Source organism: Pseudoalteromonas sp. SG45-1 (assembly GCF_014164135.1).
Taxonomy (GTDB): domain Bacteria; phylum Pseudomonadota; class Gammaproteobacteria; order Enterobacterales; family Alteromonadaceae; genus Pseudoalteromonas; species Pseudoalteromonas distincta.
This window is the reverse complement of the sequence record NZ_JACJEP010000002.1, coordinates 139,063-161,047: the sequence shown is the minus strand read 5'-3', so window position 1 is coordinate 161,047 and position 21,985 is coordinate 139,063. Positions and strand designations below refer to the sequence as shown.

At 39.0% G+C, this 21,985-nt stretch carries 18 protein-coding genes; 3 read left to right on the top strand and 15 right to left on the bottom strand.

Annotated features, from left to right (window positions below; genetic code table 11):
• Positions 1-60: 60 nt before the first annotated feature.
• Both egtD and egtB read right to left on the bottom strand, forming a co-directional pair.
• Positions 61-1,035, bottom strand: coding sequence for an L-histidine N(alpha)-methyltransferase (gene egtD, locus H5117_RS03035; RefSeq protein WP_182736105.1), 975 nt, complete (start codon positions 1,033-1,035; stop codon positions 61-63).
• The gene (egtB, locus tag H5117_RS03030) at positions 1,032-2,303 is read right to left on the bottom strand and encodes an ergothioneine biosynthesis protein EgtB (RefSeq protein ID WP_182736104.1); all 1,272 of its coding nucleotides are present in this window, start codon (positions 2,301-2,303) and stop codon (positions 1,032-1,034) included. Before egtB ends, egtD begins: the two co-directional genes overlap by 4 nt.
• Positions 2,304-3,197: 894 nt before the next feature.
• Between egtB and H5117_RS03025 the strand changes: the two genes are divergently transcribed.
• Positions 3,198-4,778, top strand: a complete 1,581-nt coding sequence (locus H5117_RS03025; RefSeq protein WP_182693287.1) for a BCCT family transporter — start codon at positions 3,198-3,200, stop codon at positions 4,776-4,778.
• An 80-nt stretch (positions 4,779-4,858) separates the two neighbouring features.
• On the opposite strand, the gene H5117_RS03020 is transcribed toward H5117_RS03025, so the two are convergent.
• The 3 genes from H5117_RS03020 to H5117_RS03010 form a co-directional block, all read right to left on the bottom strand.
• Positions 4,859-5,569, bottom strand: a complete 711-nt coding sequence (locus tag H5117_RS03020; RefSeq protein WP_182693286.1) for a 3'-5' exonuclease — start codon at positions 5,567-5,569, stop codon at positions 4,859-4,861.
• A 3-nt stretch (positions 5,570-5,572) separates the two neighbouring features.
• The gene (locus tag H5117_RS03015; protein ID WP_182736103.1) at positions 5,573-7,468 is read right to left on the bottom strand and encodes a DUF294 nucleotidyltransferase-like domain-containing protein; all 1,896 of its coding nucleotides are present in this window, start codon (positions 7,466-7,468) and stop codon (positions 5,573-5,575) included.
• 148 nt (positions 7,469-7,616) lie between these two features.
• Entirely contained in the window at positions 7,617-8,624 is a 1,008-nt protein-coding gene (locus H5117_RS03010; protein WP_002961191.1) for a rhodanese-related sulfurtransferase, read from the bottom strand.
• A 208-nt stretch (positions 8,625-8,832) separates the two neighbouring features.
• Here H5117_RS03010 and H5117_RS03005 point away from each other — a divergent pair, with 208 nt between their 5' ends.
• A complete protein-coding gene (locus H5117_RS03005) occupies positions 8,833-10,161 on the top strand; it encodes a DEAD/DEAH box helicase (RefSeq protein ID WP_182736102.1) in 1,329 nt (442 codons plus the stop codon).
• Positions 10,162-10,163: 2 nt separating this feature from the next.
• Positions 10,164-10,997: a S1 RNA-binding domain-containing protein gene (locus tag H5117_RS03000; RefSeq protein WP_002961188.1), complete on the top strand. Its 834-nt coding sequence runs from the start codon at positions 10,164-10,166 to the stop codon at positions 10,995-10,997.
• A gap of 39 nt (positions 10,998-11,036) precedes the next feature.
• Here the strand turns inward: H5117_RS03000 and H5117_RS02995 are convergent, their stop codons facing one another.
• From H5117_RS02995 to gyrA, 10 genes are all read right to left on the bottom strand, one after another.
• Positions 11,037-11,411, bottom strand: coding sequence for a hypothetical protein (locus H5117_RS02995; protein WP_024595713.1), 375 nt, complete (start codon positions 11,409-11,411; stop codon positions 11,037-11,039).
• 93 nt (positions 11,412-11,504) lie between these two features.
• Entirely contained in the window at positions 11,505-12,209 is a 705-nt protein-coding gene (pyrF, locus tag H5117_RS02990; RefSeq protein WP_149602755.1) for an orotidine-5'-phosphate decarboxylase, read from the bottom strand.
• A 44-nt stretch (positions 12,210-12,253) separates the two neighbouring features.
• Positions 12,254-13,390, bottom strand: coding sequence for a lipopolysaccharide assembly protein LapB (lapB, locus tag H5117_RS02985; protein WP_002961182.1), 1,137 nt, complete (start codon positions 13,388-13,390; stop codon positions 12,254-12,256).
• A 2-nt stretch (positions 13,391-13,392) separates the two neighbouring features.
• A complete protein-coding gene (locus H5117_RS02980) occupies positions 13,393-13,674 on the bottom strand; it encodes a lipopolysaccharide assembly protein LapA domain-containing protein (protein ID WP_039489780.1) in 282 nt (93 codons plus the stop codon).
• 21 nt (positions 13,675-13,695) lie between these two features.
• Positions 13,696-13,983 (bottom strand): integration host factor subunit beta, encoded by a 288-nt coding sequence (ihfB, locus tag H5117_RS02975; protein ID WP_002961178.1) that lies wholly within the window; start codon positions 13,981-13,983, stop codon positions 13,696-13,698.
• A gap of 67 nt (positions 13,984-14,050) precedes the next feature.
• Positions 14,051-15,718 (bottom strand): 30S ribosomal protein S1, encoded by a 1,668-nt coding sequence (gene rpsA / locus H5117_RS02970; protein ID WP_002961176.1) that lies wholly within the window; start codon positions 15,716-15,718, stop codon positions 14,051-14,053.
• A 95-nt stretch (positions 15,719-15,813) separates the two neighbouring features.
• Complete coding sequence (gene cmk, locus H5117_RS02965) at positions 15,814-16,524, bottom strand: (d)CMP kinase (RefSeq protein WP_002961166.1); 711 nt, start codon at positions 16,522-16,524, stop codon at positions 15,814-15,816.
• A gap of 106 nt (positions 16,525-16,630) precedes the next feature.
• Entirely contained in the window at positions 16,631-17,908 is a 1,278-nt protein-coding gene (aroA, locus tag H5117_RS02960) for a 3-phosphoshikimate 1-carboxyvinyltransferase (protein ID WP_182736101.1), read from the bottom strand.
• On the bottom strand, positions 17,908-18,990 hold the full coding sequence (serC, locus tag H5117_RS02955) for a 3-phosphoserine/phosphohydroxythreonine transaminase (RefSeq protein ID WP_024595544.1): 1,083 nt from the start codon (positions 18,988-18,990) through the stop codon (positions 17,908-17,910). Before serC ends, aroA begins: the two co-directional genes overlap by 1 nt.
• 158 nt (positions 18,991-19,148) lie before the next feature.
• Positions 19,149-21,848, bottom strand: coding sequence for a DNA topoisomerase (ATP-hydrolyzing) subunit A (gene gyrA, locus H5117_RS02950; protein ID WP_002961163.1), 2,700 nt, complete (start codon positions 21,846-21,848; stop codon positions 19,149-19,151).
• Positions 21,849-21,985: the final 137 nt, after the last annotated feature.

Below are 21,985 nucleotides of genomic sequence, written 5' to 3'. Positions count from 1 at the left end.
CATATTGCTGCAAATTCAACTATCAAAGATCAACACGCCCTAAACATATTAAGTAAACGTTTATAGCGGTCTTAATAAGCACAATGCAAAATAGTTACTATCGTCTTGCCATGTTTGCTCTAACTTTAAATTAGCTTGCGCTGCAAGCTGCTTAAACGATTCGAGCGTGTACTTATGAGAGTTTTCTGTATGGATACTTTCGCCTTCAATAAAGTCTATTTGCTGATCATTTATAACCACGCTTTGATTACAGTTACTTACTAAATGCATTTCAATACGGCTATGTTGCTCGTTAAAGCGTGACTCGTGGCTAAAGTTATCTAAATTAAATGTGCCGTTTAGCTCGTTATTAATACGTTGTAGTAAATTTTTATTAAATGCAGCGGTGATTCCCGCTTTATCGTTATATGCATCAAGTAGCACTTGGCGCTCTTTTAGTAAATCAACCCCAATTAATACATAACCGTTTAAACCACATAAGCGATGGAAATTATTCATAATTTCTATAGCTTTAACTGGGGCAAAATTACCAAGAGTAGAGCCTGGAAAATACACTAAATTGGTTTGACTATCTAAAGCGGTGTCTTTGGTTAGCTGTTTAACCATTTGGCTATGTGTAAAGTCTCCTAGTAATGGCGAAATGGCCAAATCTGGGAATAATGGTGACAAATGTGCAAGTGAATAACTGAGCATCTCCTCAGAAATTTCAAACGGTACGAAGGTTTTTACCTTTGCCATGTGCGCTAATAAATACGCGACCTTTTTACCCGAACCACACCCAGGCTCAATAATAGAGAGATTTTCAGGTAGCATTTGAGCAATCGACTGCGAGTATTGCTCTAAAATAGACAACTCCGTACGTGTAACATAATACTCTTGTAAGGATGTTATTTGCTCGAATAATGCAGCACCTTTATCATCGTAAAAATACTTACACGGAAGCGTTTTTTGTTGTTGAGTTAATCCGCTTATCACGTCGTTTAAAAATTCAGTGTCGGTTATGTTACTTTGTTTAATCGCTGTTACTTGGCTCATACTATATCCTTAGCTAGTCTTATCCCGCTGCACATCCACGCTTGATGTGGGTAATAAAAATTTCGGTATGTTTGTCGTAAATGGTTTTGAGGGGTAAACACACACCCACCCCGTAACACCATTTGGTTATTCATAAATTTACCATTGTATTCCCCTGCTACTCCTTCAATAGGCTTAAAACCGGGGTATGGCAAATATGCACTGTTTGTCCATTGCCAACATGAATCCGTTAACTGGTTTATTTCAGTATCATCTTTTGTTTGTTGTGGTGTTAGATAGTTATTATTAGTGTCTGTTGAAGGTGTATTTTTAGCTGCATATTCCCACTCGAACTCTGTAGGCAAGCGAGCCTTTACAAAATTAGCGTAGGCGCTGGCCTCAAAATAACTAACATGGCTGATGGGAGCGCTTAAATTTAAAGGCTGCAATCCATAGTGTGTAAACTCAAACCATTCGTTATTTATGTAATGCCAATATAATGGATGCGTTAAACGAGTGTTTTGAATATGCGCCCAACCGTCGCTTAACCAATATTGTGGATTGCTATATCCACCGGCATTTATAAAGTCTAAATATTCACCATTAGTGACCAATCTATTAGCAAAACTGAATGGATGAATTAGTACTTGGTGTTTGGGGCACTCGTTATCATATGCAAATTCATCGTCGGCATTTGTGCCAATATTAATAATGGCTTGTTCAAAATTGATAAAATTAAGGGGTTTAATATCAGCTGATTTTTTTTGGCTATTTAAAAGCGATGTTTTATATTGAGGAAATAATGGATTTACTGAAAAGTTATATTTGATGTCCATAAGCATTAGTTCTTGATGCTGTTGCTCGTGGTGTAACCCAAGTTCAATAATATCTTTAATGTGCGGGTTAACGTCAGTCTTAAGTAATTCAATCACGCGGCTATCTACATGTTCTCTGTAAGCTAGCACTTCGTCTAAACCTGGCCTAGATAAGCTTCCTCTGTTTGCCCGTTTAAATTGCTCTCCAATCCCATTGTAGTAAGAATTAAAAAGCATTTTATAGTGAGGGTTAAACACTGCGTACTGTTTACAATGAACACTAAGTAAAAATGTTTCAAAAAACCACGTGGTATGCGCTAAATGCCATTTAGTAGGACTGGCATCAGCCATAGCTTGTAATTGGCAATCTTCTACAGTGAGTGGCTCAATAATAGCTAGGCTTTCGTCTCTAACGCTGCAAAAGCGTTTAACAAGTACATTTTGATTGGTATCGTTTGTAACGCTTTCACGCATAATAGTATTAATCCTTTGCCTATCTATTTATAAAATATAGCTTAGGGCATGCTGAGCTTTTTGGATTGAAATTTGTTCAATCTAGGGGCGATTAAATCGCGGCACGAGGTTTGTAACCTAGTGGGCTAAGTAAAAACCGAGTAACAAAGAGTTAATCGTCCCTAGAAAGAACCCAAAGGGCAGTGTATGTTTGGTATTTATGCTGCGTTATCGCCTATTTATGGGGAATGACCACACTACATAGGCTCTGCCTTGCCTAAAAACCAAACATACTACTGTAAATTCAATCGCCAAAATTCAACATGCCCTAATGTTGTGTTAAATCATATTCATATTACAACTTGATTAAAGGTGCTTATCGGCTTATAAATTTATAATAGCCTTGAAGAGAAATTTGCTCTTCGCTAGCCGGTTTTTGATTATTCTTACGTGCATGCAAGCATGAAAAATAACGCATAAGCTGTTACCGAACCGCTAAGCTATAAATCTAGGAGCGATTAAATCGCGACTAGACTTAACAAATTTCAATCCTAAAAGACTAACAAGCCCTAATATTTAAGCATTAATTAAGCTACTTAAAAATGATCTTTTTTTACTTAACCAAGTAAATTAATACTTTTAATAGCAAACTAAATTTTAACGTTCACTGAATTTTTAAATTTAGGGCTTTTAAATGAAAAAATCATGAATTTGGCCATATAAACAGCGTTTTAAATACAAATTCATTTACATTTAATATTTAACTCATACACTACTAGCTGTATGATCACGCTTCAAATTAGTTAGTCTTCAAATAATTACGGTATTACTTTTTACTTAATATTTAAAGACTAATGTAATTCGATATGACGCCGAATTTATTTTGGCTTGTTAGGACAACTAAAGAGGTATTGCATGAAGGAAAATCATGACAAATATAGTATTGACAACACGGATTACACCGTAGGTCAGGACAACGTACAAAAGTGGGGGTTTGATATTCACAACCCTGTTTTTGGAACTAGTGCGGGCCTGATTGTCATCTTTTTAATCGCCATACTTGTTACCGACCCACAAACTGCAAAAACAGCGCTTGATAGTATCAAGACCGATATTATTAATAATTTTGATGCCCTATTTATGTGGGCTGCTAACTTCTTTGTACTCTTTTGTTTAGCACTTATTGTTTCTCCTTACGGTAATATTCGCCTTGGTGGTGATGGCGCTAAACCTTCTCACTCTCGCGTTTCATGGCTTGCTATGTTATTTGCTGCCGGTATGGGTATCGGCCTTATGTTTTGGGGCGTTGCTGAACCAGTTGCTTACTTTACTGGTTGGTACGAAACACCGCTTAATGTAGCCGCTAATACACCAGAAGCTGCAAAATTAGCAATGGGCGCAACTATGTTTCATTGGGGTCTTCACCCTTGGGCTATTTACGCTGTTGTTGGTTTATCTCTTGCATTTTTTACCTATAACAAAGGTTTACCACTTTCAATTCGTTCTATTTTTTACCCTATATTAGGTGATAGAGCTTGGGGTTGGCCTGGTCATATCATTGATATCTTAGCTGTACTTGCTACGTTATTTGGCCTTGCAACATCTTTAGGTTTAGGTGCGCAGCAAGCTTCTGCAGGCATTAACCATGTATTTGGTACAGAAGGTGGCATTGGCTCTCAAATTCTAGTTATTGCGGGTGTAACACTTTTAGCCATTGTCTCTGTGGTTCGTGGTATTGACGGTGGTGTGAAACTACTAAGTAATGTAAATATGCTAATTGCGTTTTCATTATTATTGTTTGTATGTTTAGTAGGCTTTGCTGTAGCAATGGGTAATGTACCCACTACCGTGATGGGCTATGTAGAAAATATTATTCCATTGAGTAATCCTCACGGTCGTGAAGACGAAACATGGATGCATGGTTGGACTGTGTTTTACTGGGCTTGGTGGATTTCCTGGTCACCGTTTGTAGGTATGTTTATCGCGCGTGTATCACGTGGTCGTACAATTCGTGAATTCTTAATTGCGGTTTTACTTATCCCTACTCTAGTTACTGTTTTATGGATGTCTATTTACGGCGGTATTGCGATTGATCAAGTAGTTAATGGTGTTGGTGCGTTAGGCACTAATGGTTTAACTGATGTACCTTTAGCTATGTTCCAAATGCTTGATGAATTACCTTTATCTAATATTTTATCGTTTATTGCAATTTTATTAGTGTTGGTATTTTTCATTACGTCATCTGACTCTGGTTCATTAGTAATTGATTCAATTACAGCTGGCGGTAAAATTGATGCACCGGTACCACAACGTATATTTTGGGCATCGGTTGAGGGCGCAATTGCAGCTGCTTTACTTTGGATTGGTGGCACACAAGCAATTGAAGCACTACAAGCAGGCGCTGTCTCCACAGGCTTGCCATTTACTATTGTATTATTATTTATGTGTTTAAGTTTAGTTTTAGGTTTACGAACTGAGCCTCGCCCAGTTAAATAATACTTTTAGTAAGTAACACTTTTAATTAGTAACGAAAACGCCGCAATTTTTGCGGCGTTTTTTTGTTTGGTCATTAAAAGCTAGAACCACAGCTCTGAGATTGGAGTATCTACACGATAATGATAACTCAGTTGCGCTTGTAAAAGTTCTGCTGTAGCAAGTGCATCCGTTAACGCATTGTGATTTTGATATGCTGGTAGGGAATAACGCGCACGGCAATCTGTTAGCCTAAGAGAACCTAATTTTGTGTTAAACAATCGCCCTAATAAACCCTGCCTTGCTTTTAGTGCTCTTTTTTCTATTTCCATTGTATCAACAAGTGCAAACTCAATACCTTCTTTAAGCCTTAACAATAACGCATTATTTAAAAAGTGACGTTCTATTGCGGCATAATGCACCACGACAACTTTACCACTGAGCGCTTCAAGTAAAGGCTCTATAATTTGATTAAAGTCGGGGGCGTCGTCCACCTCAGAGTGCGTTATTCCATGTATTAAAATAGACTCTTCATGAAGGTTTCGCCTAGGCTGCACAACCCAATGCCGACTGTGCTTACAATAAATGCGCTCTAAATTGAACGGCACCAAACCAACACTCACTATATCGTCGTTTTGACTATTTAAGCCTGTTGTTTCAAAATCCATTGCTACAAAAGGCACGTCTTTTATTGCAGCTTTGTTTTGATTATAAGCACCCGCATAAAAGTGTTTTAGGAGTTTATTTTTGGTGCTATTGGCAAGCTCGTTATACCTAGCTTGCCAATCAATTGCTTTATGATTACGCGGATTCATAGGCTACTTTACACCAGAGTTTGCTGTGTAGCTAAATTTTAAATAGCTTTGTGCTTTTTCTAAAATGGCGAATGCCTCTTTTAAGTTTCGTTGCTCGAACGGAGAAAGTAAATGTGGATCTAAGTCGTTATCGGGCTCTTCGCCCTTCTCTATTTGCCACGCTTGATGGCGAATTCGCATCATGGCAATATACTCAAGTGCGTCACGTAAATCTTGCGCTTTACCCTGTGGTAAAAGTTTCGCTTCAATAATGTCTTCTAGTCGCTCAAACGAATTTTGTTTACGCGAACCAATAGCCAATGCGTGCACGCGAATAACATCAGAAAGAGGTGCAGTCCCTCTTCGCTTTAAGTTCATTGAACGCTTATGTTGGCCATTATGCTCCATAACAAAGCCTTTAAAGAAACCTAGTGGAGGTGTTCTATTTCTAGCATTTGCTGCCATATTAGCTAAAAATACGCGATTTACTTTACTTTGTTTTGCTATAAATATTTTAAGCTCGTCGGCCCACTTGGTTTTACCCCACACACCGTCTAAGTCAAAAAATATAGAACTATTAAGCAATGCTTGTGGTTTTGGCTGCGCTATCCAATCTGCAAATTGATCGAACCACTGTGAGCGAGTTTTACGCCATTTTTTAAACGACGCCATAATTTCTCCATCACAGTAGGTGTAACCACACTGCGCTAAACCATCACACACAAAATCGGCAATATTTTGAAAATACGCGTCATGTTTTTCATCGTCATAACTGTCATCTAAAATAAGCGCGTTGTCTTGATCGGTTACAATAAGTTGCTCGTCTCGAGCCATTGAGCCCAGAGCAATAAAACAGTAAGGCACAGGAGGTGGCCCAAACTTTTCTTCTGCTAATACAAGTAGTCTTTGTTTAAATGTACGCCCTATAACAGCCATGGCTGTACCAACCATGTGTGAGTTTGCATCTTCATTCACCATACGAACAAACACATTGGGCAATTGGCGTGCATAATGCGCCAAATCCTCTATTGTTTGTTGAGCCAGTATGCCACGTACAAGTAATAAGCTGCTTTGGGATTCATAACGCAAAATATCAGAGAGGGAGATAACGCCTATTGGGCGTCTTTTCTGTACTACTGGCAAATGATGTAAGTTATCTCTAAGCATGGCAAGTACTGCTTCGAAAATATAGTCATTAGCATCTAATAGTACTAAGTTAGTGGACATAATGTCTTTTGCTTGCGTGTTAAAGGCAAGCCCTTTAGCCACTACTTTAGTGCGTAAATCCCTATCGGTTATTATACCAACTACTTGTCCATCATCTTCTTCTGGGTCATCATTTATGGGTTTATTTACATCGGTTACCAACACTGACGATACCGCCTCTTCGGTCATTAATTTAGCGATATCTTGTATCGTAGAGGTTGCATCTACGGTGACTACATCTCTGTGAATTAATGATTTTACCTTCGCGGTTGTCAGGTCATTGCCATCGGCTTGTTCGACAATAGCTTGATGCAAACGCACGTTACCGTCTGTTTCGAAGTAATCAGCAAACGCATCAAACTCATCACAGTAACGATTAAATAGCTCGACATTTATGCAATATACTAACGTATCTTCAAGAGCAGTTGCAGGAAAACGTACCTTACGGTTCATCAATAAACCCATTTGACCAAATATACCTGCGGTAGCCAAACGATTATACAGCTCGCCATTTCGGCGGTACATTTCTACAGAGCCACTTCTAATTACATACAAATCAGAAATGTCTTGTCCAAAACTCAAGATATCTGTTTTTGCTCTAAAATAAGCCACTTCTACTTGTTGAGCTAACTCATTAAGCGCTTTTTGAGGTAAGTCATCAAAAGGAGGATGTTGTGCTAAAAATTGTGCGATTTCAACTTGTTCGGCTTGCATAAATCCCTTCCTGTATGCGCATTAAAATGACTAAATCTGTTTTGCAGATTAACACTATCATCGGGGTGTGAAAACAATTACTGTACAAATTTAGGCACAAAAAAAGAGCCTAAATAGACTCTTTAAATGTAATATTTATTGTATAAATTTATTTACCGCGCTGAGCGTCTTTTTGGGCTTTTTTAGCTTCTTTACGTTGCTGTAAAACAGCTTGTGCTTCATTACCAATATGGCCCTCACCACGCGCTTGCGCTAATTCTATTTGCTTTTGGCGCTCTGCAAAACGTGCGCGTTGTTCGTCCGTTACTTCTTCAATACAATGATGACAAGAGACGCCCTCCATGTATTCAGGCTTTAACTTTTCGTCTTCTGTAATTGGCATACGACACGCGTGGCATTGATCATAAGAGCCTTTTTGTAGGTCATGATCAACCGCAACGCGATTATCAAATACAAAACACTCGCCTTCCCACATGGTTTCTTCTTTTGGCACTTCTTCTAGGTATTTTAAGATACCGCCTTCAAGGTGATAAACTTCATCAAAACCTTGCTCTTTCATGTAGGCTGTCGATTTTTCGCAGCGGATACCGCCGGTACAAAACATCGCCACTTTTTTGTGTTTCTCAGGGTCTAAGTTTTCTTTTGCCCACTGTGGAAATTCGCGAAAGGTTTTAGTATTTGGATCGACCGCATTTTGAAATGTACCAATTTCAATTTCGTAATCATTACGTGTATCAATTAAAATTACTTCAGGGTCAGATATAAGTGCGTTCCACTCATTTGGCTTTACATAGCTACCCACAACTTTAAGCGGATCTACGCCTTCAACGCCCATCGTTACAATTTCTTTTTTTAGTTTTACTTTAGTGCGGTAAAACGGACATTCATCGTCGTAAGATTCTTTTGTAACGATGTTTTTTAAATTTGGTTGCTCATCTAGCCATGCTAATAAGTTGTCTATCCCTTCTCGTTTTGCAGAAACAGTGCCGTTTATACCTTCGGCAGCGAGCAATAAAGTACCGCGTACTTCATTTGCTTCCATCACTTCTAGTAATGGCTTACGGATAGCTTCAAATTCAGGTAAACCTACAAACTTATACAGCGCACACACTACAAAGTGATCGCCCGTTACATTATCTTTATGAACAACAGTCATTATATTTCCTATTTTGCCTTGTTAGCCAATATTGGCGTCTACCGAATCGTAAATCCGGCGCATATGGGGCGTGTATTTTACGCTTTTTTAGTTTAATTGCAAAAAATAGCGCTATAGATTGGTTTTTACTGTTAGCGACCTAGCTGTGTAAGCTATAATGCGCTGATAAATTTATAGAGTTAATTTGCTCATTTTGGAGAAACACACATTGCAGTTTACTGATCTTGGGATTGATACACGCCTTGAAACACAACTAGCACATCAAGGGATCACCCAGCCCACCGATATTCAAGCGCATGCAGTGCCTACCGCACTTGCAGGGCATGACATTTTCGCTCAGTCTAAAACTGGGTCGGGCAAAACCTTGGCGTTTTTATTACCTGCTGTACAAAGGGTTATGAAACAAAAAGCACTCAGTAAACGCGATCCTCGTGTACTTATTGTTGCTCCTACGCGTGAGCTTGCTACGCAAGTATTTACTCAGCTGCGTTTATTAATTGCTGGTACAGCTATTAAGGCAGTTAAAATACTTGGCGGCGAAAACTTTAATGACCAAATAAAAGCACTTAGAAACGACCCACAATTCGTAGTTGCTACACCTGGGCGTTTAGCTGATCACATTACAAAACGCTCATTGCAATTGAGTGGACTAGAACTGCTTATTTTTGATGAAGCCGACCGTATTTTAGATTTAGGCTTTACCGAGCAGTTAAAAATGATTAACGAGCAAGCTAATCACCGTCTACGTCAAACGTTATTGTTTTCTGCAACACTTGACCATGCACAAGTAGATGCACTATCACGTAACCTATTAAAAAAACCAAAGCAAATTACGCTAAGTGCAGCAAATGAGCAACATAGTGATATTAAACAAACGTTATACCTTGCCGATCACCTTGATCATAAAGAAGCGTTATTAGAGTATTTTTTAAACCAAGATGATGTTGGTCAATGTATTATCTTCACAGCAACGCGTTTTGACACGAGCCGTTTGAGTGAAGCGCTTAATGCTAAAGGCTTCAAATCTGTAGCGCTTGCTGGTGATTTAACGCAAAACAAACGTTTAGATATCATGGATTCGTTTAGTCGCGAAAACTTTAAAATATTGATCACCACCGACGTTGCATCTCGTGGTTTAGATTTGTTGAGCGTAACGCACGTTATTAACTTTGATTTACCAAAACACGCTGAAGAATATGTACACCGCATAGGTCGTACAGGACGTGCTGGCTTTAAAGGAAATGCAATTTCATTAGTTGGCCCAAAAGATTGGGCAAGTTATTTAGCTATTAAAGCATTTTTAAATGACGAATTAAAATTTGCGAGCATAGAGAGCTTAAAAGCTAAGTTTAAAGGTTTAAAAGAGAAAAAACCTGAGGCAGCGTGGGACAAATCTAAAGAAAAAGCCGCCGCTGTTAAAAAGCCTGCATTTAAACGCAAAGCTAAACCTAAAAAGCCTACAGCACCAATTAAAGCACCGATGAACATTGATGGCGATACACCAATGCGCCGTAAAAAAAAGCCTGAGCAGGAATAATTATGAGTTACCTAGGAACCACACAAACATTATTTGTAAAAGAAGTGAGTAACGAAGGTGCTTACTTAGACGGCCATGATTTAGGTGAAGTATTTTTACCAAAACAAGAAATAAAACATGAGCTTGAAGCGGGCGATAGTATTAGTGTATTTATCTTTTTAGACAATGCTAATTTAGCCACAGCAACAATAAAGAAACCACATGCTCAAGTTGGCGAGTATGCCCTACTACGCGTTAAAGAAATAAATAGTATTGGGGCATTTTTAGATTGGGGGCTTGAGAAAGATGTGCTTGCACCTTTTAATGAACAAAAGCCACGCATGCAAGAAGGCCATTCTTATTTAGTACGCCTGTACCTTGATAATGCAAGCCAACGTATTTGTGCCTCAAACAATTTTAATCGTTTCTTATCAAAAGATGAGCCGCAATATACTCACTTACAAGAAGTGGATTTAATTGTTGCTGGCAAAACAGATATTGGCTACAAAGTATTAATTGAAGAGTCGCACTTCGGTGTTGTTTTTTACAATATGGTATTTAAAAGCTTATTTGTGGGTCAAAAGCTTAAAGGCTATATTCAAAAAGTACGTGACGACGGAAAAATTGATGTTGTACTAGAAAAGCCAGGTATGGGAAAAGTAAGTGACCTTGGTGAAACTATTATGCAAAAGCTTAAAAACGAAGGCGGTGTTATTCCACTTGGTGATAAGTCTGATCCTGAAGCAATAAAAAAGATGTTTTCTACAAGTAAGGCTAATTATAAAAAAGCAATTGGTGGCTTATTTAAACAAGAGTTAATAGATATTGAAGCGAAATCCATTCGCTTAAGATCTTAATTATAATTGGCTGTAATTACTAATAATACCTGTTTGTAATTAACCTAAAATATATTTATAAGGCAATGTACATTGCGTATATTGCCTTGAATAATCAAGCACTTCAACTTCCGACTCAAGATTGAGCGGCGCCAAACGAAAAACCTTTTTTTCACATTCTGTTTTTTTATCATCAAGCTTTGATATACATTCACTAACGCTTACATGCTGAGATATGAGTGTATCTTCATTTTTGTAACACAGATGGTGAGCATAATCTTGCATTGTTTTTTTAAAATCAAACATATCGACTGGGTACGTTGGAATTATATCTGTAACGGTTGTTACACCATCATATGCTTTATTAGAAAAAACGTACTTATTTACTGAAAAACCCGCAATAACAATTACTATAGAACCAAAAAATAACTTCAAAACAAACCCCTACTACATTTTGATTTTATTAATGTAACATAAAACTCACATAAGGTAAGGGGTTTTAGCACTATATGACTGCTTATTGTTAAATTAAGCTATAGAGTTATTAACATCACTAAGCACTTTTACTGGATTATCTGCTTGAGTAATCGGTCTGCCTATAACTAAATAGTCACTTCCTGAATCTATAGCTTGCTTAGGTGTCATTATACGCTTTTGATCACCCGCATCACTCCCTTCAGGGCGTATACCAGGCGTAACAAGCTTAAAGCTATCACCTAACTCTGTTTTTAAAGCTTTTGCTTCTTGTGCAGAACACACAACACCATCAAGCCCAGCTTCCTTTGCAAGCTTAGCTAAATAAATAACTTGCTCTTGAGCTGATTTATCAACACCTAAACGCTTAAGCTCTGTTTCATCCATACTTGTTAACACAGTAACAGCGATAAGTAATGGCGCTTTGTCACCAAATTTCTCTAGAGCCGATTTAGCTTTGCTCATCATTTCAAAGCCACCAGAAGCATGAACGTTTACCATCCACACCCCCATTTTAGCAGCTGCAGTAACCGCTTTAGCTACTGTATTAGGAATATCATGAAACTTTAAATCTAAGAAAACATCAAAACCTAAATCAATTAACTCTTTAACAAATGCAGGTCCAAAATAGGTAAACATTTCTTTGCCGACCTTGAGACGGCAAGTATCAGGAGAAAGTTGTTTAACAAAGTTTAAAGCAACTTCTTGATCATCGTAATCTAATGCAATAAGAATTTTTTTTGAGTGTTCGAAAGACATAACTATCCTAGTGAATGGCAGTAAAGTTATTAATTATGGGGTTATTAAAATCCGTCTAAGCCTCGACTTGGAACAATGGTTTCCCAATGCTTACAAGAAGGGCAGTTCCAATATATGGTGTAGCTTGTAAAACCACAATGCTGGCATTGGAAATCTGGTTTTGTAGCAATATAAGAGGTTACAAGCTTATCAATTTCGTTAAGTACTTCTTTAGTATTTTTATTTTGGTCACCCATTAATTGCAGTAAAAAACTAAAACCACGAATAGTAGGTTGACGTTTTAAGCTATCAGTTAAAAATTCAAAGGCTTGCTTGGTGTGACCTTGCTCAAGTAATGCTTGGCAATGCTTTATTTTAATTAATACACCGCCCTTCTCTAACAAGTCACTGACTAACTCGTGAAATTGATGCGTCAAATTCAATTGTTTATAACTGTGTGCAAGCTCATCAATAAACAACGGAGCAAACAAGGTAAATTGAGAGACAAGTTCACGCCAGTAATAAATAGCTTTAACGTAATCTTCTTTTGCGTAAGCAACTAACCCTAACTCGTAAAGCGGACGCACGGCTTTATAATTTAAGCTAATCGCTTTTCTCATTAGTTGGGGTGTATTGTCACTTAAAGCTGACTCACAATAAAAATTAGCAATTGCTTTAAATTGCTGTTCTTTTGAAAATAGTTCGCTATGGGCTTCAAACATGTTGATGCCTTTTTCCCACTCACGGGTTTGCGAATATAAAGTGATAATAGGGTCCAGCGCTTCTACATGCCCTGCTTTAACTAACCAAACTAAGTGCTCTTCCGCACTATCTAGTAGTCCGGCCATTATATAATCTTCGGCTAGTTCTAAACGGCTAGTTGCAGCTTGTTGTTCATTTAAGCTTGGGTGTTTTAATAGAAGTTCGTGAATTTTTATTGCGCGGTCTAATTCACCTCTACGGCGAAACATGGTGGCAAGTGTAGAATAGTGTTCAACAGAGTCGGCTGAAACTTCAAGTAAGTTGATTAAATGCTCTAAGCCTTGATCTTCTTCTCTATCGAGTAGAAATTTTAAGCCTTTGCTATATTCAGAAGTGATCTGACGATTAAGTTGATGAGCTTGGTTTTTAGCACTGTTTTTACCCATAATCCAACCGTAACCAGCGGCAACAGGTAATAGTAAAAACAAAAGCTCAATCATAGTTAGGTGTCTTTATTCGCGGCAAGCTTTTTTTTATCTTTTTCAGGCGCTAATTGCTTTTTTAAGCGGTAGTTTTGCCACTTTAATTGCGAAAACAATTTAAAGCTAATAAAACAACCAATCAAAACACCTAATAAAAAGCAGATACTTATTATTACAGCTAAAGGTAGTGTATTACTGGCTATAATGTAATTTACTTGTACTAACTGTGGGTTTTGTGACCCTAATACAAATGCACTGATAAGGCATAGTGCAACCAGAATAATTTTTAATACCTTGAACAAGTAACTACTCCACTAAGTTAACTAGGCAATGCTTTCATTCACGCGGTCGCGTAATTCTTTGCCTGGTTTAAAATGAGGTACATGCTTTCCTTCAAGCTCAACTGTATCGCCAGTCTTAGGATTACGACCTGTGCGAGGAGCGCGGAAATGCAAAGAGAAACTACCAAAACCTCTGATCTCAATACGATCTGAAGTAGATAATGAGCCGGCCATTTGTTCAAGAATTTCTTTTACAGCATTCTCAACATCTTTCACTGGAACGTGTGCGTGTTGTTCCGCAAGTATTTCTATCAATTCTGACTTAGTCATAGCGTTTCCTTAAAAAGAGATATAGGAAGGGCAAAAAATGCCCTTCCAACTAAAAACTAATTATATATTAGTCTTTTTGTGCATTTGCGAAAGCAGCTGCCATTGCGTTTTCAAACACTGGCTCTTCTTTCTTAAGCTTCTCTAGTACTTCTTTCTCTTCAGCTTCGAAAAGAGCTTTTACAGATAAGCTTAAAGTGCGGTTCTTACGATCAACACCAACGTATTTAACTTCAATCTCGTCGCCTACAGAAACAACAGTAGTTGCATCTTCAACGCGCTCTTGAGCGATATCAGCTACACGGATGTAACCTTCAACGCCTTCGATAAGTTCAACAGTTGCGCCTTTCGCATCAACTTCAGTCACTTTACCTTTAACAATAGCACCTTTTTTGTTTGCATCAAGGTAGTTATTGAATGGGTCAGCTTCGATTTGCTTAACACCTAGAGAGATACGTTCACGCTCTGGGTCAACTTGCAATACGATAGCAGTGATTTCGTCGCCTTTCTTGAATTCACGTACAGCTTCTTCGCCAGGTGTATTCCAAGAAATGTCTGAAAGGTGTACAAGACCGTCAATACCACCGTCAAGACCGATAAAGATACCGAAGTCAGTGATTGATTTGATCTTACCAGTAACTTGATCGCCTTTGTTTTGTAGACGAGCAAATTCCTGCCAAGGATTAGCAATACATTGCTTAAGACCAAGAGAAATACGACGACGTTCTTCGTCAATTTCTAAAACCATAACTTCAACAGTGTCGCCAAGGCTTACAACTTTTGAAGGATGGATGTTCTTGTTAGTCCAATCCATTTCAGAAACGTGTACTAAACCTTCAACGCCTTCTTCGATTTCCACGAAACAGCCGTAATCTGTAAGGTTAGTAACACGACCAGAAAGTTTAGAACCTTCTGGGTAACGACCAGCGATAGCTGCCCATGGATCTTCACCAAGCTGTTTAAGGCCTAGAGAAACACGAGTTTTATCTTTGTCGAATTTTAGAACTTTAACTGCGATTTCGTCGCCAACATTAACGATTTCTGAAGGGTGCTTAACACGCTTCCAAGCCATATCAGTAATGTGTAGTAGACCATCAACACCACCAAGGTCAACGAATGCACCGTAGTCAGTAAGGTTCTTAACGATACCTTTAACTTCTTGGCCTTCAACAAGGTTAGCAAGAAGCTCTTCACGTTCTTGTGAGTTTTCAGATTCGATAACTGCACGACGTGAAACAACAACGTTGTTACGTTTTTGGTCAAGCTTGATTACTTTAAATTCAAGCTCTTTGCCTTCAAGGTGAGTTGTGTCACGTACTGGACGAACATCAACAAGTGAACCAGGTAGGAAAGCACGGATTGAATCAACTTCAACTGTGAAACCGCCTTTAACTTTACCGTTGATAACACCAGTAACAGTCTCTTGCTCTTCACATGCTTTCTCAAGACGGATCCATGCTTCGTGACGCTTAGCTTTCTCACGAGAAAGGATAGTTTCACCGAAACCGTCTTCAATTGCATCTAGTGCAACATCTACTTCGTCGCCTACAGCAACTTCTAGTTCACCAGCAGCATTTTTGAACTGCTCTGCAGGGATAGCACTTTCTGATTTAAGACCAGCATCTACAAGTACAATGTTATTCTCGATAGAGATTACTGTACCTTTAACGATAGAGCCTTGCTCTGCTTCAAAACCCTTTAAGCTTTCTTCAAATAACTGCGCAAAATTTTCTGACATACGAATATACGTCTCATATATTAATACCAATAAGCAACCATGCTGCATGGGGTTGTTAAAATAGCACTGGCATCCTGCTGGCGCATAAAATGTGTTTAGCTTCGTTTAGGAAGCTTACCTTCAGAGATAGCAATATCCAATAAAGTTATTACCTTATCAAACACTTGCTGTGCATTAAGATCGCTAGTATCGATCTCAATAGCATCCTCTGCAGGTACAAGCGGAGCAACGGTGCGATTCATATCGCGCTCGTCACGAGCTTGAATGTCCTGTAATAGACCACTTAGTGTAACATCAAGGCCGCGCGTATTCAACTCAACAAAGCGTCTACGAGCACGCTCTTGTGCACTGGCTGTTAAATATATTTTTAACGGCGCATCTTGAAAAACCACAGTGCCCATATCACGGCCATCGGCAATTAAGCCATTTTCAGTGCGAAATGCACGCTGGCGACGTAATAACGCTTCACGAACGCGAGGTAATGCTGCAACTTTTGAAGCCGCAGCGCCTACTTCTTCATTACGAATAGTAGTGGTTACATCTTCGCCTTCTAAAATAACTTTTCCTGCATTAGTTTGGCTATCTACCAAAAACTGCACATCTAAATTTGCAGCAAGCGGGACAAGCCCTTCTTCATTGTCTAATGCAATTTGGTGATGAAGTGCAGCTAAAGATAAAACACGATAAATCGCACCGCTATCTAATACATCCCACCCTAACTTGTCGGCTAACAAGCGACAAACAGTTCCTTTACCTGAACCACTTGGGCCATCAACGGTGATCACGGGCATTAATAACGCCTGCATTTAAAACCTCCTGCAATGCACACCTAAATAAACCGCGACATTATACGTCAGTTATTAAAATATATCTGCTATTAGTGTGTAACTTTTGTAATTACTTCTAATTAGCTTATTCACTGACTGACGCTAAAACATTGAAAAATGTAGGAAATGTTTTATAGGTACACTTTGGATCATTAATTGTTATTGGCTTTCCACCAACAGCAACCATTGCAAAACACATGGCTATACGGTGATCGTCGTAAGTATCAACAGCAACATCATTAAATGTTTCAGGTGGGGTGATCTCTATAAAATCTTCACCTTCTACAACCTGTGCGCCTACTTTACGAAGCTCAGTTGCCATTGCATATAAACGGTCTGTCTCTTTTACTCGCCAGTTATAAATGTTACGAATGGCTGTTGGGCCTTTGGCAAAAAGAGCAACAGTTGCAAGAGTCATAGCTGCATCAGGAATTGCATTGGCGTCAATATCCACACCTTTTAGTTCGCCTTTGCGAACAACTAAACGCTCATCATACCAATCAATTTTTGCGCCTACTTGCTCCATTACTTTGGCAAAGCCTATATCACCTTGCACCGACTTGGCACCCACGCCCTTAATTTCAATCTCACCGCCTGCAATTGCAGCCGCAGCAACAAAGTAAGAGGCAGAAGATGCATCGCCTTCAACCATTATGCGATCTAATGATTGATACTGTTGACCACCTTTAACTTTAAAAGTTGCATAATCAATGTGCTCAACATTAACTCCAAAACGTGCCATTACATCAAGTGTAATATCAATATAAGGTTTAGAGACTAAAGTACCTTTAATAGTTATTGTTGTATCACCGTTAAATAATGGCGCTGCCATTAATAGAGCGGTTAAAAATTGACTTGAAATACTGCCGTCAATTTCAACCTCACCGCCTTTTATTTGGCCACCGACAATTTTAAGTGGTGGGTAGTCTTTGTGCTTTGTATAAGTAACATCACCACCCAATGCTTGCAGCGCGTCAACCAAGTGCCCTATCGGGCGCTCTTCCATACGTGGCTCGCCTATTAGCTCGTATTCACCAGCAACGCCAGCAAGTACTGCCGTTAAAGGTCTATAAGCAGTACCCGCATTACCTAAAAACAATGGCTCAGTCGGTGTATTAAACACACCACTAACACCCTCTACGGTCGCTACAGTGCGGTCATCATTTAAAGTTACATTTACACCTAATAACTTTAAGGCGCCCAGCATATGGCGTATATCGTCACTATCAAGTAAGTTTTCTACAACGGTAGTACCGCTTGCAAGTGCTGCTAATAATAAAATTCTGTTCGATAGACTCTTTGAACCTGGTAGGGTTACTGTGCCATTTACTCTAGAAATAGGTTCTAAACGAAGCTGCTCCATTAGCTGTGCTCCTTTGCAAAAGCAGCCATAAAGTCTACAAGTGCTTGAACACCTTCAATAGGCATTGCGTTATAAATACTTGCGCGCATACCGCCCACAATTCTGTGGCCTTCAAGAGCGAGTAACCCTGCATCTTTAGACTGAGCAACAAACTTATCATTTAAGCTTTCATCGTTAAGCCAAAACGGAACATTCATACGTGAACGGCAATGTTTAGCTACTTTATTGGTATAAAAGCTCGATTCATCAATAAAGTCATAAAGTAGCTGCGCTTTAGCAATATTTTGAACTTCCATCGCTTTTACGCCACCATTACTTTCAAGCCATTGAAATACTTCAGCAGCTAAATACCAAGCAAATGTGGGAGGCGTGTTAAACATGCTGCCTTGTTTTGCTTCTAATGCGTAATCTAAAATGCCTGGCTTAGGTAAGCCTTCACGCTCAAGTAATGTTTTACGAACAATAACGATTGATATGCCCGACGGGCCGATATTTTTTTGCGCACCAGCGTAAATTAAATCAAATTTATTAACGTCTATTTCGCGTGATAAAATAGTTGACGACATATCAGCAACGATCGGTGCAGTTGGGTGGCTTGGTACATCAAAAATTTCTAAGCCGTCAACCGTTTCGTTAGGGCAATAGTGAATGTAAGATGCATCTTCTGGTAACACCCAATCAGCAACCTGTTTAATAGAAAACTCGCCATTGGCATCATTACGCACATCAATAGAGGTTGCTTGAGTAAACTTGTTGGCCTCGTCTGTTGCACTTTTTGACCACACGCCGTTTTCGCAATAAACCGCAGCTTTGCCTTCTTGGTGTAAATTTAATGGCACAGCACTAAACTGACCACGACCACCACCATGCATAAACAGCACTTCAAATTCATCACTGATATTCATTAGGCGACGAAGGCTGGCTTCACATTTAGCTGTAAGGGCTAAAAACTCTTTGCTACGATGGCTTATTTCCATCACAGACACACCTAAATCTTGCCAATCTAGAAACTCTTTTTGTGCTTTTTTCATAACCGCTTGCGGAAGCATAGCTGGCCCCGCACAAAAATTATATTTACTCATTACCTTTGCCTCATTCCAGTAATTTAACTACTTAGCATGAATGCTCAATACCCACCCACTAAACCTTTGAGTTTTAGTGAATGAATATAACTTCACACCCTATTAATTTTTTTCAACAACATTAAAAAAAGCGGCCAAGGCCGCTTTTTCAATATCAATTATTCTGAAGGAGGATTATCATCCGCTACTTCATCAATAACCGTATCTACAGTTTCAACGTCTTCAATATCAATCAAGTCACTTTCTGTAACTTCAATCTCTTCTATACGTTGTAAACCAACTACTTGCTCTTCGTCAATAGTTCTGATCAAAATAACACCTTGGGTGTTACGTCCAACCGTAGAAACTTCATTAACGCGAGTACGTACTAAGGTACCACGATTTGAAATAATCATGATTTCGTCGTTATCATCAACTTGTACAGCGCCAACAACAGCACCGTTACGCTCACTCACCTTGATAGATACAACACCCTGTGTTGCACGGCTCTTAGATGGGTAATCTTCTAGTTGTGTACGCTTACCGTAACCATTTTCAGTTACCGTTAAAATAGCACCGTCAGTTTTTGGTACAATTAACGATACTACGCGTTGATCATCGGCCATTTTAATACCACGAACACCTGTAGCAGTACGACCCATTGGGCGAACACCTTTGAAACGAATCTCAGGGTTACCTTCTTCGTCTAATACTGGGTTACCGTTTTCATCAACAACTGTTGTTTCTTCAGCTTCTTTAAAGCGTACAACTTTACCTGCATCAGTGAACAACATAATTTCGTTGCTACCATCGGTAATATCAACACCAATCAGGCTATCGCCATCATTTAAGTTAACAGCAATAATACCGCTTGCACGTTGACGACTGTAAGCCGTTAATGGTGTTTTCTTAACTGTACCAAATGCTGTTGCCATAAAGATGTATTTATCTTCTGCGTACTCGCGTACTGGCAATATAGCAGTAATACGTTCATCAGCTTCAAGTGGTAACAAGTTAACAATTGGCTTACCGCGCGCTGCACGACTCGCTAGTGGTAACTGATATACTTTAAGCCAATATAAACGACCGGCCGTAGAGAAACACAATATAGTATCGTGTGTATTTGCAACTAATAGACGTTCGATGAAATCTTCATCTTTCATCTTCGTTGCTGACTTACCTTTACCACCACGACGCTGTGCTTCGTAATCAGACAATGCTTGATACTTCACATAACCTTCGTGAGAAAGCGTTACTACTACGTTTTCTTCGGTAATTAAGTCTTCAAGGCTGATATCGTGAGCAGCTGCATTAATTTCAGTGCGACGCTCATCACCATATTGCTCTTTAATTTCAACTAGCTCGTCACGTATAACTTCCATTAAACGCTCAGGAGTTGCCAAAATATAAAGTAGTTCAGCAATTAGTTCTAATAACGCTTGGTATTCGGTCAAGATTTTTTCGTGTTCAAGACCTGTTAGCTTATGTAAACGCAAATCAAGAATTGCTTGAGCTTGTTGCTCAGAGATATAATATTGACCATCGCGAATACCAAGTTCGCTTGCTAACCAATCTGGACGAGCAACATTGTCTTCACCTGCTTTTTCAAGCATACCTTGTACATTACCTAATTCCCACGGACGCGCTGTTAAAGCAATTTTAGCTTCAGCAGGTGTAGGGGATTTACGAATAAGTTCGATAATTGGGTCAATGTTCGCAAGCGCAATCGCTAAGCCTTCAAGCGTGTGTGCACGGTCACGGGCTTTACGTAAATCAAATACTGTACGACGAGTTACTACTTCACGACGGTGAATAATAAACTCTTCTAACATTTCTTTTAAATTGAAACATTTAGGTTGGTTATTAATTAGCGCAACCATATTCATACCAAACACAGTTTGTAACTGAGTTTGTGAATACAAGTTGTTTAAAATAACTTCGCCTACGTCACCACGTTTGATTTCAATAACGATACGCATACCGTCTTTATCTGATTCATCACGTAGCGCACTAATACCTTCAATTTTCTTATCTTTAACCAGCTCAGCAATTTTTTCAATTAAACGAGCTTTATTAACTTGATAAGGAATTTCGTGAACGATGATTGTTTCACGGCCTGTTTTTTCATCGGTTTCGATGTCGGCGCGTGCACGCATGTACACTTTACCACGGCCAGTTAAGTAGGCTTGTTCAATACCCTTCTTACCGTTGATAATTGCAGCCGTTGGGAAATCAGGACCAGGGATATAATCCATTAACTCTAAAATAGTTAAATCTGGATTTTGAATAAGTGCCAAACAACCATTTACAACTTCAGTTAAGTTATGTGGTGGTATATTTGTAGCCATACCTACTGCAATACCTGACGAACCATTCACTAATAAATTAGGAACTTTCGTTGGTAAAACATCAGGGATGAACTCAGTGCCATCGTAGTTAGGAACGAAATCAACCGTTTCTTTTTCAAGATCGGCTAATAACTCATGCGACATTTTAGCCATACGTACTTCTGTATAACGCATTGCCGCTGCTGAATCACCATCAACCGAACCGAAGTTACCTTGGCCATCTACTAGCATATAACGCAGTGAGAATGGCTGAGCCATACGAACTATCGTGTCATAAACTGCACTGTCGCCGTGTGGGTGGTATTTACCGATTACGTCACCGACCACACGGGCCGATTTTTTGTAAGGCTTGTTCCAGTCATTACTAAGCTCGTTCATTGCAAACAAAACGCGGCGATGAACAGGTTTTAAGCCGTCACGTACGTCTGGTAATGCACGTCCTACAATTACGCTCATTGCGTAATCTAAGTAGGAGTTTTTTAACTCGTCTTCAATATTGACTGGCAGAATTTCATTGGCGAGATCAGTCATTTGATATCACATTCCTTCAGTATCAGCTCTCAACAACCCGGTATTGGGTATTAAGAGTATTGTTATTATTTCTAACAGCCATGCTATCACAATTAATTTTAATTTACAGGCGCAAAACTTTGCGATTTATCAATTTA